Here is a 13,678-nt window from a genome sequence, read left to right as displayed (position 1 = left end):
ACGCGTTCTAGTTACGGTTACGGGTGACTTTTATCACGTCCGGCATGACGCGGATTTTGCGCATGATATTCGCCAGGTGCACGCGATCGCGAGCGGTCAAGCGAATAAAGGCGCTATAGACGCGACCATCTTTCTCTTCCGTATTCAGGCTTTGAATATTGGAGGTGGTCGTGTTGATTGCCGCCGTCAGGTTCGCCAAAGCACCCTGGTGGTTAAACATATCCACCTTAATCTCAGTGATGAATTCCTGCTCTGTTTCTTTATCCCATTCCACCGCCATAAATTTCTCTGGCTCTTTCTGGTAGCCACGAATATTACGGCAGGACTCATGGTGAATCACCAGACCTTTACCCGGACTGACGTGGGCAATGATGGGATCGCCTGGAATTGGACGGCAGCATTTCGCGAAGGTGATCAGCACGCCGTCTGCACCTTTGATCGGCAGATGACCATGGCCAGATTGTGCCGGTACGTTCGCTGTTGCTTCGCCCTGCTGGAGGTTTTTCGCTACCACCACGCTCATGGCATTACCCAGACCGATTTCTGCGAGCAGATCGTCAAGAGTGGCGAGCTTCATGCGCTCAAGCTCACGCTGGATGCTCTCTGGCGGGATCTCAGCCAGTTTACGGCTACCGCCCAGGGCATGGTTGAGCAGTCGACGGCCCAGACTGACGGAATCATCGCGCTTGAGGTTTTTCAGCAGTTGGCGAATCTTGGCGCGCGCTTTCGAACTGACGACGAAGTTGAGCCACGCGGCATTCGGGCGCGCACCCGGGGCGGTAATAATCTCAACTGTCTGACCGCTAAAGAGCGGTTGTGAAAGCGGGTAAGGCTGTCTGTCGACGCGCGCGCCGACGCAAGCGTGACCGATATCGGTATGCACGGCGTAGGCGAAGTCGACAGGCGTTGCACCGGCGGGCAGTTCGACAATGCGCCCTTCCGGTGTGAAAACATAAATCTCATCCGGGAAGAGATCAGATTTAACGCTTTCAATAAATTCAAACGAGCTACCGGCGCTCTGCTGCAGTTCCAGCAGGCTTTGCATCCAGCGTTGAGCGCGGATTTGCGCAGTGGTGCTGCTTTCGCCGCCGTGCTCTTTGTAAGCCCAGTGCGCTGCGACACCCATCTCTGCCATCTGGTCCATGTCTTCAGTACGAATCTGTACTTCAACCGGGACGCCATGAGGGCCGATCATTGAGGTGTGCAAAGACTGATATCCGTTCGCTTTTGGGATGGCAATATAGTCTTTCACGCGGCCAGGACGTGGTTTGTACAGGCTGTGCATCTGGCCGAGTACGCGATAGCAGGTATCGGAATCATGAACGATGACGCGAAATGCGTAGATATCCATGATGGAGTGAAAACGCTGCTCTTTGAGCACCATTTTGCAGTAAATAGAGTACAGGTGCTTCTCACGCCCGCTTACGCGACACGGAATACCTGCCTCCTGCAAACGCCCTTCGATTTCCGAGAGGATTTTTTGGATCATCTCTTTGCGGTTGCCGCGAGCGGCTTTAACCACTTCTTTAATCACGCGATAGCGGTTCGGGTACAGCGCTTCAAAACCCAGCTCTTCCAGCTCGGTTTTAATGTGATGAATACCTAAACGGTGTGCCAGCGGACTATAGATTTCGAGGGTTTCACGGGCGATGCGGCGACGCTTGTCCGGGCGTAATGAGCCCAGCGTGCGCATATTGTGGGTACGGTCGGCAAGTTTGATGAGAATGACGCGGATATCCTGCACCATCGCCATAATCATCTTGCGAAAGTTTTCGGCTTGCGCCTCTTTCTTATCGCGAAACTTAAGCTTATCAAGCTTCGATACCCCTTCTACCAGCTCTGCAACGCTTTTACCAAAAAGCTGTTCCATGTCCTGATAGGTGGCAGGGGTATCTTCAATCACGTCATGCAGCAGCGCAGCCATCAGCGTTTCGTAGTCGAGTTTCATCTCGGCCAGAATACAGGCTACCGCTACCGGGTGCGTGATATAGGGTTCACCGCTTGAACGTGTCTGGCCCTCGTGAGCGTCACGTGCAACGAGATACGCCTGCCGAAGACGCTTAATCTGGTCTTCCGGCAGGTAGTTTTGAATCAGTTGATTCAGGCTTTCAAACAGATACAAGGGCGACCCGCTTTGTGATTAACGACGACCTTCAGCAATAGCGGTAACGGCTTGTAATTCAGCGGCTTCCTGCTCTTGCTGTTCCTGGCGCTCACGCACGTCGAGGATCTGGTTGTTGATCAGACCTTCTTCGATTTCGCGCAGCGCGATAACGGTAGTTTTATCGTTTTCTTCCGGTACGAGCGGATCCTTTCCGCCTACCTGCATCTGACGAGCGCGACGCGCGGCGACCAGTACCAGGTCAAAACGGTTACCAATTTTCTCTACAGCGTCCTGAACAGTTACGCGTGCCATACTTAAAATGCTCCACAGGTGAAGAAATGACTGGGCATGATACTGAATGTGGGTTCAGTCTGCCAACAGTTTGCTGATTAAAGCGTCATGACGCTGCTTTTGGCGGCTCATGCGCAGACGTTCGGCGCGAATGATGGTTTTCAAATCGCCCAGGGCGGTATCGAAATCATCGTTCACAATAAGATAATCATATTCGGCGTAATGGCTCATTTCTGCAACAGCTTGCGCCATACGTTTTGCGATCACGTCTTCGCTATCCTGACCGCGGCCACGCAGACGGCGGTCCAGCTCAATCTTAGATGGCGGCAAAATAAAAATACTGCGCGCATGCGGCATTTTTTCGCGAATTTGCTGCGCACCTTGCCAGTCGATATCTAAAAAGACGTCTACGCCGGATGCTAATACTTGCTCAATGGTTTCACGTGAGGTGCCGTAGTAATTACCGAAAACCTCCGCGTGTTCCAGGAACGCGTCTCTGCCAATCATGGTTCTGAATTCATCATGGTTCACAAAAAAATAGTGTTCACCGTGCACTTCCCCCGGGCGCGGTGCGCGCGTGGTGTGCGAAACAGAAACCTGGGTGTCATACAACGGTTGGGTCTTTAATAAAGCCTGAATCAGGCTGGATTTACCCGCGCCACTGGGGGCAGAAACAATATAAAGCGTGCCTTGAGCCATGAGTATCTTAATGTATGTGATTGTCGAAAGAGAGCCTACATACGGGCTTATTATACACGTAGCCGCTATGTGACGTAGCCCTTGTCACACTTTTTGCGCATGTTTATTGCGTTTTGCGTATCAGTTTCCTGTTTTATCGATGATTTGCAGCAATACGTGCAAATGTCAGGAACGGTGCTCGCAGGATGCTTTTTTGCCGCTCTGTTTCCCTATTATTTCGCGCTATACCTGCCAGGAAATGCAGTGCTCAGCGGAGGTAACATGGGATTATGGAAAGGCATAGGGCTGGTTTTGCTAATGGGGTATCTACCCGCATGGGCGGTATGCCCCGTCTGGTCGCCTGCCAGGGCAAACGAGGAAATTTCACGACTACAGCAGCAGATAACACAGTGGAATGACAGTTACTGGAAACAGGGTGAAAGTGCCGTAGATGACGGCGTTTATGACCAGCTCAATGCGCAACTAATTCAATGGCAGCGCTGTTTTGGTGATGAAGTTCCACCAGATCTGTCTGCGCCACCAATGGGTGGCACAGTATCGCACCCCGTTCCCCACACGGGTGTTCGAAAACTTGCCGATAAGCAAGCGCTACAGCAATGGATGCACGCGCGCAGCGATCTCTGGGTGCAACCGAAGGTGGATGGCGTGGCAGTGACGTTAGTCTATCGCAATGGCAATCTGGTACGGGCGATTAGCCGTGGTAATGGCCTGAAAGGCGAAGACTGGACGCAAAAGGTTCTTCAGATCCCTTCCGTACCACATTCCACCAAGGGGAATCTCGCTAACAGTACGTTGCAAGGTGAGATTTTTTTGCAGCAAGAGGGGCATATTCAGAAGCAGAGAGGGGGAATGAACGCCCGCTCGAAGGTTGCTGGATTGATGATGCGCCAGAGCAATCAGGAATTATTAGGCTCGCTGGCTATTTTTATCTGGGCCTGGCCCGATGGTCCTGCGGTCATGTCTGAAAGACTGGAGCAGCTCACTGCTGCCGGGTTCAGTTTCACGCAACATTTTACCAAGGCCGTGAAGAGTGCGGATGACGTAGAGCAAGTGCGAGCAAAGTGGTGGACTTCAGGATTACCTTTTGTCACTGATGGCGTGGTCGTGCGAACAGGAAAAGAGCCGCAGGCGCGATACTGGCTACCCGGACAGGGAGACTGGCTGGCTGCGTGGAAATATCCTCCCGTGGCCAGGGTATCTGAGGTAACCGGTATTCAGTTCTCCGTTGGTAAAAGCGGGAAAATTGCGGTGGTAGCATTGCTGACTCCCGTCATGCTGGATGATAAACGCGTACAGCGCGTCAATATTGGCTCCGTTCGACGCTGGAATGAATGGGATATCGCGCCTGGCGATCAGATTCTGGTGAGCCTGGCCGGACAAGGGATCCCCCGTATAGATGAGGTGGTCTGGCGCAGTACCCAGCGTATTAAGCCAGTGCCACCTGAGGGGCGCTTCAATTCATTAACCTGTTTTTATGCCACAGCGGAGTGCCAGGAACAGTTTGTTGCCAGACTGGTCTGGCTGGGGACCAAAGAGGTGCTGGGGCTGGAGGGCATCGGAGAGGCGGGATGGCGGGAGCTCCACCAGGCGTATCGTTTTGAGCATATCTTTTCCTGGCTCGGGCTAACTCAGGAACAACTACAGTCCACATTTGGTGTAAGCAAAGGGGAGAAGTTATGGCATCAATTCAACCTGTCACGCGATCTTCCGTTCACGCGCTGGGTGATTGCCATGGGAATACCGTTAACACAGGCAACGCTGAATGCCAGCCGGGATGGTTCGTGGCAGCAATTGCAAGAACGCGATGAACAAAGCTGGCGGCAGCTTCCTTTCATGGGGGAGCAGCGGGCACGGCAGGTTATGCAGTGGCTGGAGGATCGAGAGGTCACAGCGCTGAGCAACTGGTTAGCTGCTCAGCGGATCGCGGGCTTTATGCCTTAATGGCCTTCATGGCGATAGTAAAATACTGGCAGACCTAACTTCAGGCGCAGCGCCAGTAGTCGGGCGGTAAAGCCGAAGAGCAGGGTAGAGATAACTACCACATCATGACTGGAGACATAATGCTGCAGCACGATGTACAGCACGGCAGCGGCAAATGATACGCCGGCATACAGTTCTTTCTGGAACACCAGCGGGATGCGTTTGCAGAACATATCGCGTAATACGCCGCCGAAAACCCCGGTAGTGACCGCAGCGACCACGGCGATAATCGGTCCATGGCCCATATCCAGTGCCACCTGAGCCCCGATAATAGAAAAGACCACCAGGCCCAGCGCATCCAGTACGAGGAATATTTTGCGCAGATAGGGCATCACGGGAGCAATAATAGTGGTCAGTACCGCGGCAGTGGCTACGATAATGACGTATTCAGGGTGCTTTACCCAGCCGAGCGGATAATGGCCGAGAAGAATATCGCGTACTGAACCACCGCCAATGGCTGTCGCGGTGGCAATGATAATGACGCCAAATGTATCCATACGACGACGCCCAGCCGCAAGCGCACCGGTCATGGCTTCGGCAGTAATACCAATTAAGTATAAAACGTGTAACAGCATGTATTCCCCCTGATTTGCTGGGGGCTAAGGTTAACGATTTGTGCGCACTGTCACGATTGAGATTTTCTAAGGTGAAGTGATTCTAATAACTACAGCTAATGCGAAATTGTTGTAAACACGTTATGGCATGCGCTTTGTGATATGAGTGGTGACAATAAATGATGAGAAAATATAAGTCTGATCGCATAGATGAGAACTGATAGCGTCGGGAAAAGCACGTAGCGCCGCCGTTTATTGACGGGCTACGTGAGATGGTGACTTACTCGATATTCTGAATTTGCTCGCGCATTTGCTCGATCAATACCTTCAGTTCAATTGCGGAGTTAGTCACTTCGGCATTGATAGACTTCGATGCCAGAGTATTCGACTCACGGTTGAATTCCTGCATCATGAAGTCCAGACGACGGCCAACCGCCTCTTTTTTCTTCAGAATGTTGTAGGTTTCTTTGACGTGAGCTTCCAGGCGATCCAGTTCTTCAGCCACGTCGATACGCTGTGCCATCAGCACCAGCTCTTGCTCAAGGCGGTTATTTTCCAGCTGCACCTGAGCATCTTCCAGTTTGGCTACCAGACGCTCGCGCTGCCATTGCAGGATTTCCGGCATATGTGCGCGCACTTTTGTGACTTCAGCGCTGACGCCTTCCAGACGCTGCTCGATCAACGCCTTCAGTGCCTGACCTTCGGTTTCACGCGCAACGATAAAGTCATCCAGCGTACCGTCAAGCGCGGCGAGGATTTCGGCGGCAATGGCGTCCAGATCTTGCTCCTGGGCTGCCATTACGCCTGGCCAACGCAGGATATCAACCGGGTTAATTTCACCTTCATCACTCTGCATTTTGACCCAGTTAGCAGCGCTAACGAGCTGTTTAGCGAGTTTTTCATTCAGAATCAGCTCGCCTTGTGCACTGGCATCAGGCTCAAAACGCAGCGTACATTCGACTTTACCGCGCGTCAGACGCGTGCGAATACGTTCGCGAACTACGGGTTCGAGACTACGGAACTGCTCCGGCAGGCGAAAATAAGTTTCCAGATAACGCTGGTTTACCGAGCGCATTTCCCAGGTAGCGCTACCCCATTCACCCTTGATTTCACGCCGGGCGTAAGCGGTCATGCTGCGGATCATAGACGTTCCTGTTTTTAAAGATGAGATGGGAGGATTATAGCCATCCACGTCTTGTCAGGATAGGAATAACAGTCGGAAGTCCGTATAATGCGCAGCCACATTCGTTTCAAGCCGGAGATTTTATCATGCGTCCAGCAGGTCGTAGTGCCAATCAGGTGCGTCCCGTCACCCTGACCCGTAATTATACAAAACACGCTGAAGGCTCCGTGCTGGTCGAATTTGGTGATACCAAAGTGCTATGTACCGCTTCTATTGATGAAGGCGTACCGCGTTTTCTGAAAGGTCAGGGCCAGGGTTGGATCACCGCAGAATACGGCATGCTGCCACGCGCCACACACACCCGTAACGCCCGTGAAGCAGCAAAAGGTAAGCAGGGCGGTCGTACCATGGAAATCCAGCGTCTGATCGCTCGTGCGCTGCGCGCTGCCGTTGACCTGAAGACGCTCGGTGAGTTCACCATTACGCTGGACTGCGATGTTATCCAGGCCGATGGCGGTACGCGCACTGCATCAATTACCGGTGCATGTGTTGCGTTAGCTGATGCGCTGAACAAGCTGGTCGCGAGCGGTAAACTGAAAACTAACCCGATGAAAGGGATGGTCGCCGCGGTTTCCGTGGGCATTGTGAACGGTGAAGCACTCTGTGACCTTGAGTACGTTGAAGACTCTGCTGCAGAAACCGATATGAACGTAGTGATGACTGAAGACGGTCGCATTATAGAGGTTCAGGGCACGGCGGAAGGTGAGCCATTCAGCCATGAAGAACTTCTCACCCTACTGGCGTTAGCCCGAGGGGGAATCGAATCCATTGTAGCGACGCAGAAGGCGGCGTTAGAAAATTGATTTAAAGGCGACTGATGAGTCGCCTTTTTTTTGTCTGTAATAAAGTGAGATGAGGAGCGAATCCATGAAACCGTATCAGCGCCAGTTTATTGAGTTTGCGCTTAGCAAGCAGGTACTAAAGTTTGGCGAGTTTACGCTGAAATCCGGGCGTAAAAGCCCCTATTTCTTCAACGCCGGACTGTTTAATACCGGGCGCGACCTGGCTCTGTTAGGCCGTTTTTACGCCGAAGCGCTGGTGGATTCCGGTATTGAGTTCGATTTGCTGTTTGGTCCAGCGTACAAAGGTATTCCGATTGCGACTACAACGGCCGTTGCGCTGGCTGAACACCACGATAAAGATTTGCCGTACTGCTTTAACCGTAAAGAGGCGAAGACCCACGGTGAAGGTGGCAATCTGGTCGGTAGTGCACTTGAGGGGCGCGTGATGCTGGTGGATGATGTTATCACCGCAGGTACGGCGATTCGTGAGTCGATGGAAATTATCCAGGCGAATGGCGCCACTCTGGCGGGGGTACTGATTTCTCTCGATCGTCAGGAACGCGGTCGCGGCGAGATTTCCGCTATTCAGGAAGTGGAACGTGATTACGGTTGCAAAGTGATCTCTATTATCACCCTGAAAGACCTGATTGCGTATCTGGAAGAGAAACCGGAGATGGCGGAGCACCTGGTGGCAGTACGAGCTTATCGCGAAGCATACGGTGTATAAGGACAGCCGGATAGCGCTGCGCTGATCCGGCCTACGCACTTACCGGGCCTACGGTATACGTAGGCCGGACAAGACGAAATCGCTACTGCAATTGAGCGGCAACCAACGGCCAGCGGGTGTCAAAATCATCCGTTGGGCGGTATTTAAATTCGCTACGTACAAACCGGGATAGCATACCTTCGCAGAAAGCCAGTAACTGGCTGGCCAGCAGCGTTTCATCCACGGTGTAGCCTTCACCTTCACGCATTCTTTTTTCTCGTAGAACCTGGCGCAACTGCGCTTCAATGCGCTCAAAAAGTTGGTTAATGCGACCTTGCAGACGGTCTTGCTCGAACATCAACGCGTGTCCGGTCAGAATTCGCGTCAGGCCCGGATTACGCTCACCAAACCCTAAAATCAGCAGAACGATCAGACGCAGACGCGCGCTGGTGTCCTTTTCATCTTTCAAAATCAGATTGATACGGGTAATCAGACTATCTTCGATAAACTCAATCAGGCTATCGAACATGCGAGTCTTGCTGGGAAAATGGCGATACAATGCCGCTTCGGATACGCCAACTGAGGCTGCCAGCTTTGCTGTGGTGATGCGTTGGCTACCATCGCTGGACTCAAGCATCAGTGCCAGAGACTGAAGTATTTCTTCGCGACGATTCCTTTTCGCAGTTTGCTTTTCTACCATGTTACAAAATACCCCTGAAAATAAGCTCTTGCCAGGCAGGCATCCACACAGCGACCGCAAACTGTTGTTTGCGGTGTGTTATTGCGTTATTACGCTATGGGATACTTTTCTGCGGGTTACTTGCGCCCGGAATGGCCGAAGCCACCTTCGCCACGATCGGTGGTTTCAAACTCTTCCACCAGATTAAATTCAGCCTGCACGACCGGTACAAATACCATCTGCGCGATACGTTCGCCCGGCTCAATAGTGAAGCTGTCCTGACCACGGTTCCAGATGGACACCATCAGTTGGCCCTGGTAGTCGGAATCAATCAAACCAACCAGATTGCCCAGCACGATACCGTGCTTATGGCCCAATCCGGAGCGCGGGAGCATCACCGCTGCCAGAGAAGGATCGGCAATGTGGATAGCTAACCCGGTTGGCACCAGCGTTGTTGCGCCCGGTGCCAGTTCTACGGCGTCATCAAGACAAGCACGCAGGTCAAGTCCGGCAGAACCAGAAGTGGCGTACGTCGGGAGCGGAAATTGTTGCCCTACGCGCGGGTCCAGAATCTTAACGTCGATTTTTTTCATCATAACGGGTCACGATCTCGTCGAGTAATAATTGGCCCAGGAGTTCTTTACGCTCAAGCGGTAAGACTTTGTCTCCATCCTGCCAAAAAAGGTGTAATGCGTTGCTATCGCTGTTAAACCCTTGAGTTGACAGCGAAACGTCGTTCGCACAGATCACATCAAGGTTTTTGCGGATGCGTTTTTGCCGGGCATATTCTTCCACATTATTTGTTTCGGCGGCAAACCCAACGACAAAAGGACGGTTAGCATCCAGTGCGGCAACACCGGCGATAATGTCCGGGTTTTTGACCATTTTTACAGTTAATTCATCACCCTGCGTCGCTTGTTTTTTTATTTTTTCGTGGGCGACAGTTTCAGCGCGATAATCAGCGACTGCAGCGCAGCCGATAAAAATATGCTGTTGTTGCACTGCAGACTGCACAGCGGCTTCCATTTCCAACGCGGTCATCACATCAACCCGCTGAACAAATGGTGGTGTGGATAACGAAACCGGACCCGACACCAGTGTGACGTTTGCCCCGCGCTTTGCTGCAGCGGCCGCGATAGCAAATCCCATCTTCCCGGAGCTATGGTTGGAAATATAACGCACGGGATCAAGCGGTTCACGCGTTGGACCCGCCGTAATCATGATGTTGAGATGTTGCAGATCGTTGACAGGCGAAAAATGTTCTGCCGCCATATCCACAATCGTTAACGGATCCAGCATACGTCCAGGACCGACATCGCCACATGCCTGGCTACCGCTGTCTGGGCCCCAAATGAGCAAACCGCGTGAGGCAAGAATACCCAGATTGTGCTGGGTCGCGGCTGCGCGATACATCTGCTGGTTCATGGCTGGCAGTACAGCAACAGAAGCAGGCGTTGCCAGACAAATCGTTGACACCAGGTCGTTGGCCATACCTGCGGCGACACGAGCAATCAGGTCTGCTGTAGCGGGCGCCAGGATGACCAAATCGGCCCATTTTCCCAGCTCAATGTGGCCCATCGCAGCTTCGGCTGCGGGATCAAGCAGGCTGTCGGAAACGGGATAACCTGAAACTGCCTGTAAACTCAGGGGAGTAATAAATGCTTTTGCCGCTTCGGTCATCGCCACGCGGACGTCAGCGCCGCGTTCCCGTAAACGACGCACCAGCTCAGGGGTTTTGTACGCAGCAATACCGCCACTGACGCCAAGTACGATTTTTTTACCGGCCAGGCTCATCATGATCTTTCCTGTTGGGTTTCACCAGAAGGCGGATATTTTATCACAATCCGCAATTTGTCGTGCTTTTGACCGCCTTCTACTTTGCGAGGCACTACGAAGAAGTGAAAACAGCGCGTCGATTCACCGTCGGTGTTATGCCACTATGCGGACGCGAAAGGAGGGAAAAGTATGGACAATACAGGAAGTATGATGCCCAGGGAAAAGCTGTTGGCACAGGGGGCCAGTTCGCTGACCGATGTTGAGTTACTGGCGCTTTTTTTACGTACCGGCATTCAGGGTAAAGATGTGCTTACGCTGGCGAAAGAGATGCTTCAGCATTTTGAGTCGTTGTATGGTTTGTTGTCTGCTGATTACATGGATTTTAGCTATGTTTCGGGAATCGGTATCGCGAAGTACGCACAGTTGAAGGGTATTGCGGAGCTGGCAAGACGCTACTACAACGTGCGAGTGATAGAGGAGCGTGCCCTACTTAGCCCGGAAATGGCGCGTGAATTTCTGCAAAGCCAGCTCTCGCAAGAGGAACGCGAGATCTTTCTGGTGATCTTTATGGATTCTCAACATCAAGTGATTAAACACAGCAAACTTTTTTCCGGGACACTAAGCCACGTCGAGGTACATCCGCGAGAAATTGTCCGCGAAGCGATAAAAATGAATGCTTCCGCCGTGATCCTTGCTCATAATCACCCTTCGGGGTGTGCAGAGCCGAGTAAAGCAGATAAACTCATCACCGAGCGTGTTGTGAAATGCTGTCAGTTCATGGATATCCGGGTGCTTGATCATCTGGTCATTGGGCGCGGAGAGTACGTTTCTTTTGCGGAACGCGGTTGGATTTAACGCACTTTACGCGATCCATCGGGATCTTTGTCTGTTCGGGACTTGAGCATAACGCCGGGTCAGCGTATACTACGCCACCTTTGAGAATCTCGGGTTTGGCATTTGGGCCTGGCAATCGAGAGTTCACTTAGAACTATGCGATGACCGGGCTGTAAAGCCTGACGAGGCGCCGATACCCCATACGAAGCTCGAGCTAATTTGATTTTTGGAGAATAGACATGTCCCGAGTCTGCCAAGTTACTGGCAAGCGTCCGGTGACCGGTAACAACCGTTCCCACGCACTGAACGCGACTAAACGCCGTTTCCTGCCGAACCTGCACTCTCACCGTTTCTGGGTTGAGAGCGAGAAGCGTTTTGTCACCCTGCGTGTATCTGCTAAAGGTATGCGTGTAATTGATAAGAAAGGCATCGAAACAGTTCTGTCTGAACTGCGTGCCCGTGGCGAAAAGTACTAAGTACTAAGAGGAAATAAATCATGGCTAAAGGTATTCGTGAGAAAATCAAGCTGGTTTCTTCTGCTGGTACTGGTCATTTCTATACCACTACGAAGAACAAACGTACTAAGCCGGAAAAACTGGAACTGAAAAAATTCGATCCAGTTGTACGCCAGCACGTACTGTACAAAGAAGCTAAAATCAAATAATTTTAGTTTCGATGTAGCAAAAAACCTCGCCTCGGCGGGGTTTTTTGTTTTCTGGCCGTCCCCATATAAATGAGACCTGATACACCGCCGGAGATACTATGCCTGAATTACCTGAAGTCGAAACCAGTCGCCGTGGGATTGAGCCGCATCTGGTGGGGGCAACGATTATGCACGCGACTGTGCGTAACGGTCGTTTGCGTTGGCCGGTATCAGAGGAAATCTATCGCCTGAGCGATAAACCTGTCCTGAGCGTACAGCGGCGCGCAAAATACCTGCTTCTGGAGCTGCCGGATGGCTGGGTAATCATTCATCTGGGGATGTCGGGTAGTTTGCGTATCCTTCCTGAAGAGCTTCCGGCAGATAAGCACGACCACGTTGACTTAGTGATGAGCAATGGCAAAGTTCTGCGTTATACCGATCCCCGTCGCTTTGGTGCCTGGCTGTGGACTAAAGAGCTGGATGGACATAATGTCCTCGCCCATCTTGGCCCTGAGCCGCTGAGTGACGATTTCAACGCCGGTTATCTACAGCAGAAATGTGCAAAGAAGAAAACGGCGATTAAACCCTGGCTGATGGATAACAAGTTAGTGGTGGGGGTGGGAAACATCTATGCCAGCGAGTCGCTGTTTGCGGCTGGTATCCATCCTGACCGTCTGGCGTCATCGCTGTCACAGGATGAGTGCGAACTGCTGGTACGCGTTATCAAGGCGGTTTTGCTGCGTTCTATCGAGCAGGGCGGGACGACGCTGAAGGACTTTCTGCAAAGTGACGGTAAGCCGGGCTATTTTGCCCAGGAGCTGCAGGTCTATGGGAGAGAAGGTGAACCTTGCCGCGCATGTGGCGCACCGATTGTTGCGACAAAACACGCCCAGCGTACAACGTTCTATTGCCGTCGCTGTCAGAAATAGTGTCATTGCTGGCCGGATGCAGCATCCGGCCAGGCACATTACTTCAACTTACTCATTAACGCCTGATGGACGTTTTCCGGCAGAAAGTGCGTCACATCACCCTGATGGCGGGCGACTTCTTTCACCAGTGACGATGAGATAAATGACCACTCTTTAGACGGCATCAGAAAGACGCTTTCCAGTTGCGGCATTAGGTGGCGGTTCATGTGCGCCAGCTGCATTTCATACTCAAAATCTGCTACCGCGCGTAGGCCTCGGATCAGAATGTTAGCCTGATTATCACGGGCAAAATTTGCCATTAAGTCGCTGAATCCCAGAACTTCCACATTGCCGAGATGCGCCGTTGCCTGTTGCGCCAGCTCGACGCGCTCTTCAAGGGTAAACATCGGTTTTTTACTGGGACTTGCAGCAATCGCCAGGATCACGTGATCGAACATGCTGGTCGCACGCGTCACGATATCAAGATGGCCGTTAGTTATGGGATCAAAGGTTCCTGGATAAATCGCCCGTTTTTGCAT

16 protein-coding genes are annotated in these 13,678 nt (G+C 52.1%); 7 read left to right on the top strand and 9 right to left on the bottom strand.

Features of this window, described 5'->3' with window-relative positions:
- Positions 1–7 precede the first annotated feature (7 nt).
- The 3 genes from spoT to gmk are packed head-to-tail and all read right to left on the bottom strand — an operon-like array spanning position 8 to position 3,094.
- Positions 8–2,122, bottom strand: a complete 2,115-nt coding sequence (gene spoT / locus E6P06_RS26930) for a bifunctional GTP diphosphokinase/guanosine-3',5'-bis pyrophosphate 3'-pyrophosphohydrolase (RefSeq protein ID WP_003024038.1) — start codon at positions 2,120–2,122, stop codon at positions 8–10.
- A gap of 18 nt (positions 2,123–2,140) precedes the next feature.
- Positions 2,141–2,416 carry a DNA-directed RNA polymerase subunit omega gene (gene rpoZ / locus E6P06_RS26925; RefSeq protein ID WP_000135058.1) on the bottom strand — a complete coding sequence of 92 codons (276 nt, stop codon included), beginning with the start codon at positions 2,414–2,416 and terminating at the stop codon, positions 2,141–2,143.
- 54 nt (positions 2,417–2,470) lie between these two features.
- Positions 2,471–3,094 (bottom strand): guanylate kinase, encoded by a 624-nt coding sequence (gmk, locus tag E6P06_RS26920; RefSeq protein WP_003024042.1) that lies wholly within the window; start codon positions 3,092–3,094, stop codon positions 2,471–2,473.
- A 261-nt stretch (positions 3,095–3,355) separates the two neighbouring features.
- Here gmk and ligB point away from each other — a divergent pair, with 261 nt between their 5' ends.
- Positions 3,356–5,035: an NAD-dependent DNA ligase LigB gene (ligB, locus tag E6P06_RS26915; protein WP_139935864.1), complete on the top strand. Its 1,680-nt coding sequence runs from the start codon at positions 3,356–3,358 to the stop codon at positions 5,033–5,035.
- On the opposite strand, the gene E6P06_RS26910 is transcribed toward ligB, so the two are convergent.
- Positions 5,032–5,649: a trimeric intracellular cation channel family protein gene (locus E6P06_RS26910; RefSeq protein WP_003024049.1), complete on the bottom strand. Its 618-nt coding sequence runs from the start codon at positions 5,647–5,649 to the stop codon at positions 5,032–5,034. The genes ligB and E6P06_RS26910 overlap by 4 nt on opposite strands.
- Positions 5,650–5,908: 259 nt before the next feature.
- Positions 5,909–6,772 carry a YicC/YloC family endoribonuclease gene (locus tag E6P06_RS26905; RefSeq protein ID WP_003024052.1) on the bottom strand — a complete coding sequence of 288 codons (864 nt, stop codon included), beginning with the start codon at positions 6,770–6,772 and terminating at the stop codon, positions 5,909–5,911.
- A gap of 125 nt (positions 6,773–6,897) precedes the next feature.
- On the opposite strand from E6P06_RS26905, the gene rph reads away from it, so the two are divergent.
- Entirely contained in the window at positions 6,898–7,614 is a 717-nt protein-coding gene (rph, locus tag E6P06_RS26900; protein ID WP_003024054.1) for a ribonuclease PH, read from the top strand.
- A gap of 64 nt (positions 7,615–7,678) precedes the next feature.
- Positions 7,679–8,320 carry an orotate phosphoribosyltransferase gene (pyrE, locus tag E6P06_RS26895; protein ID WP_003837602.1) on the top strand — a complete coding sequence of 214 codons (642 nt, stop codon included), beginning with the start codon at positions 7,679–7,681 and terminating at the stop codon, positions 8,318–8,320.
- Positions 8,321–8,402: 82 nt separating this feature from the next.
- On the opposite strand, the gene slmA is transcribed toward pyrE, so the two are convergent.
- The 3 genes from slmA to coaBC all read right to left on the bottom strand — a co-directional run bounded on the left by slmA (position 8,403) and on the right by coaBC (position 10,772).
- Positions 8,403–8,999: a nucleoid occlusion factor SlmA gene (gene slmA, locus E6P06_RS26890; RefSeq protein WP_003024060.1), complete on the bottom strand. Its 597-nt coding sequence runs from the start codon at positions 8,997–8,999 to the stop codon at positions 8,403–8,405.
- A 116-nt stretch (positions 9,000–9,115) separates the two neighbouring features.
- The gene (gene dut / locus E6P06_RS26885; protein ID WP_168199057.1) at positions 9,116–9,574 is read right to left on the bottom strand and encodes a dUTP diphosphatase; all 459 of its coding nucleotides are present in this window, start codon (positions 9,572–9,574) and stop codon (positions 9,116–9,118) included.
- Positions 9,552–10,772, bottom strand: coding sequence for a bifunctional phosphopantothenoylcysteine decarboxylase/phosphopantothenate--cysteine ligase CoaBC (gene coaBC / locus E6P06_RS26880; RefSeq protein ID WP_003024066.1), 1,221 nt, complete (start codon positions 10,770–10,772; stop codon positions 9,552–9,554). Before coaBC ends, dut begins: the two co-directional genes overlap by 23 nt.
- Positions 10,773–10,943: 171 nt before the next feature.
- Here coaBC and radC point away from each other — a divergent pair, with 171 nt between their 5' ends.
- The 4 genes from radC (at position 10,944) to mutM (ending at position 13,160) form a co-directional block, all read left to right on the top strand.
- Positions 10,944–11,609, top strand: coding sequence for a DNA repair protein RadC (gene radC / locus E6P06_RS26875; protein WP_086504682.1), 666 nt, complete (start codon positions 10,944–10,946; stop codon positions 11,607–11,609).
- A gap of 218 nt (positions 11,610–11,827) precedes the next feature.
- The gene (rpmB, locus tag E6P06_RS26870) at positions 11,828–12,064 is read left to right on the top strand and encodes a 50S ribosomal protein L28 (protein ID WP_003024071.1); all 237 of its coding nucleotides are present in this window, start codon (positions 11,828–11,830) and stop codon (positions 12,062–12,064) included.
- Between the two features lie 20 nt (positions 12,065–12,084).
- On the top strand, positions 12,085–12,252 hold the full coding sequence (rpmG, locus tag E6P06_RS26865) for a 50S ribosomal protein L33 (RefSeq protein WP_003024094.1): 168 nt from the start codon (positions 12,085–12,087) through the stop codon (positions 12,250–12,252).
- 98 nt (positions 12,253–12,350) lie between these two features.
- Complete coding sequence (mutM, locus tag E6P06_RS26860) at positions 12,351–13,160, top strand: bifunctional DNA-formamidopyrimidine glycosylase/DNA-(apurinic or apyrimidinic site) lyase (RefSeq protein ID WP_003024097.1); 810 nt, start codon at positions 12,351–12,353, stop codon at positions 13,158–13,160.
- Between the two features lie 38 nt (positions 13,161–13,198).
- Here mutM and coaD read toward each other — a convergent pair whose 3' ends face one another.
- A complete protein-coding gene (coaD, locus tag E6P06_RS26855) occupies positions 13,199–13,678 on the bottom strand; it encodes a pantetheine-phosphate adenylyltransferase (RefSeq protein ID WP_003024099.1) in 480 nt (159 codons plus the stop codon).

This window comes from Citrobacter sp. CF971 (assembly GCF_006385635.1).
Lineage (GTDB): Bacteria > Pseudomonadota > Gammaproteobacteria > Enterobacterales > Enterobacteriaceae > Citrobacter > Citrobacter freundii.
This window is presented reverse-complemented; position numbering and strand designations above follow the sequence as displayed.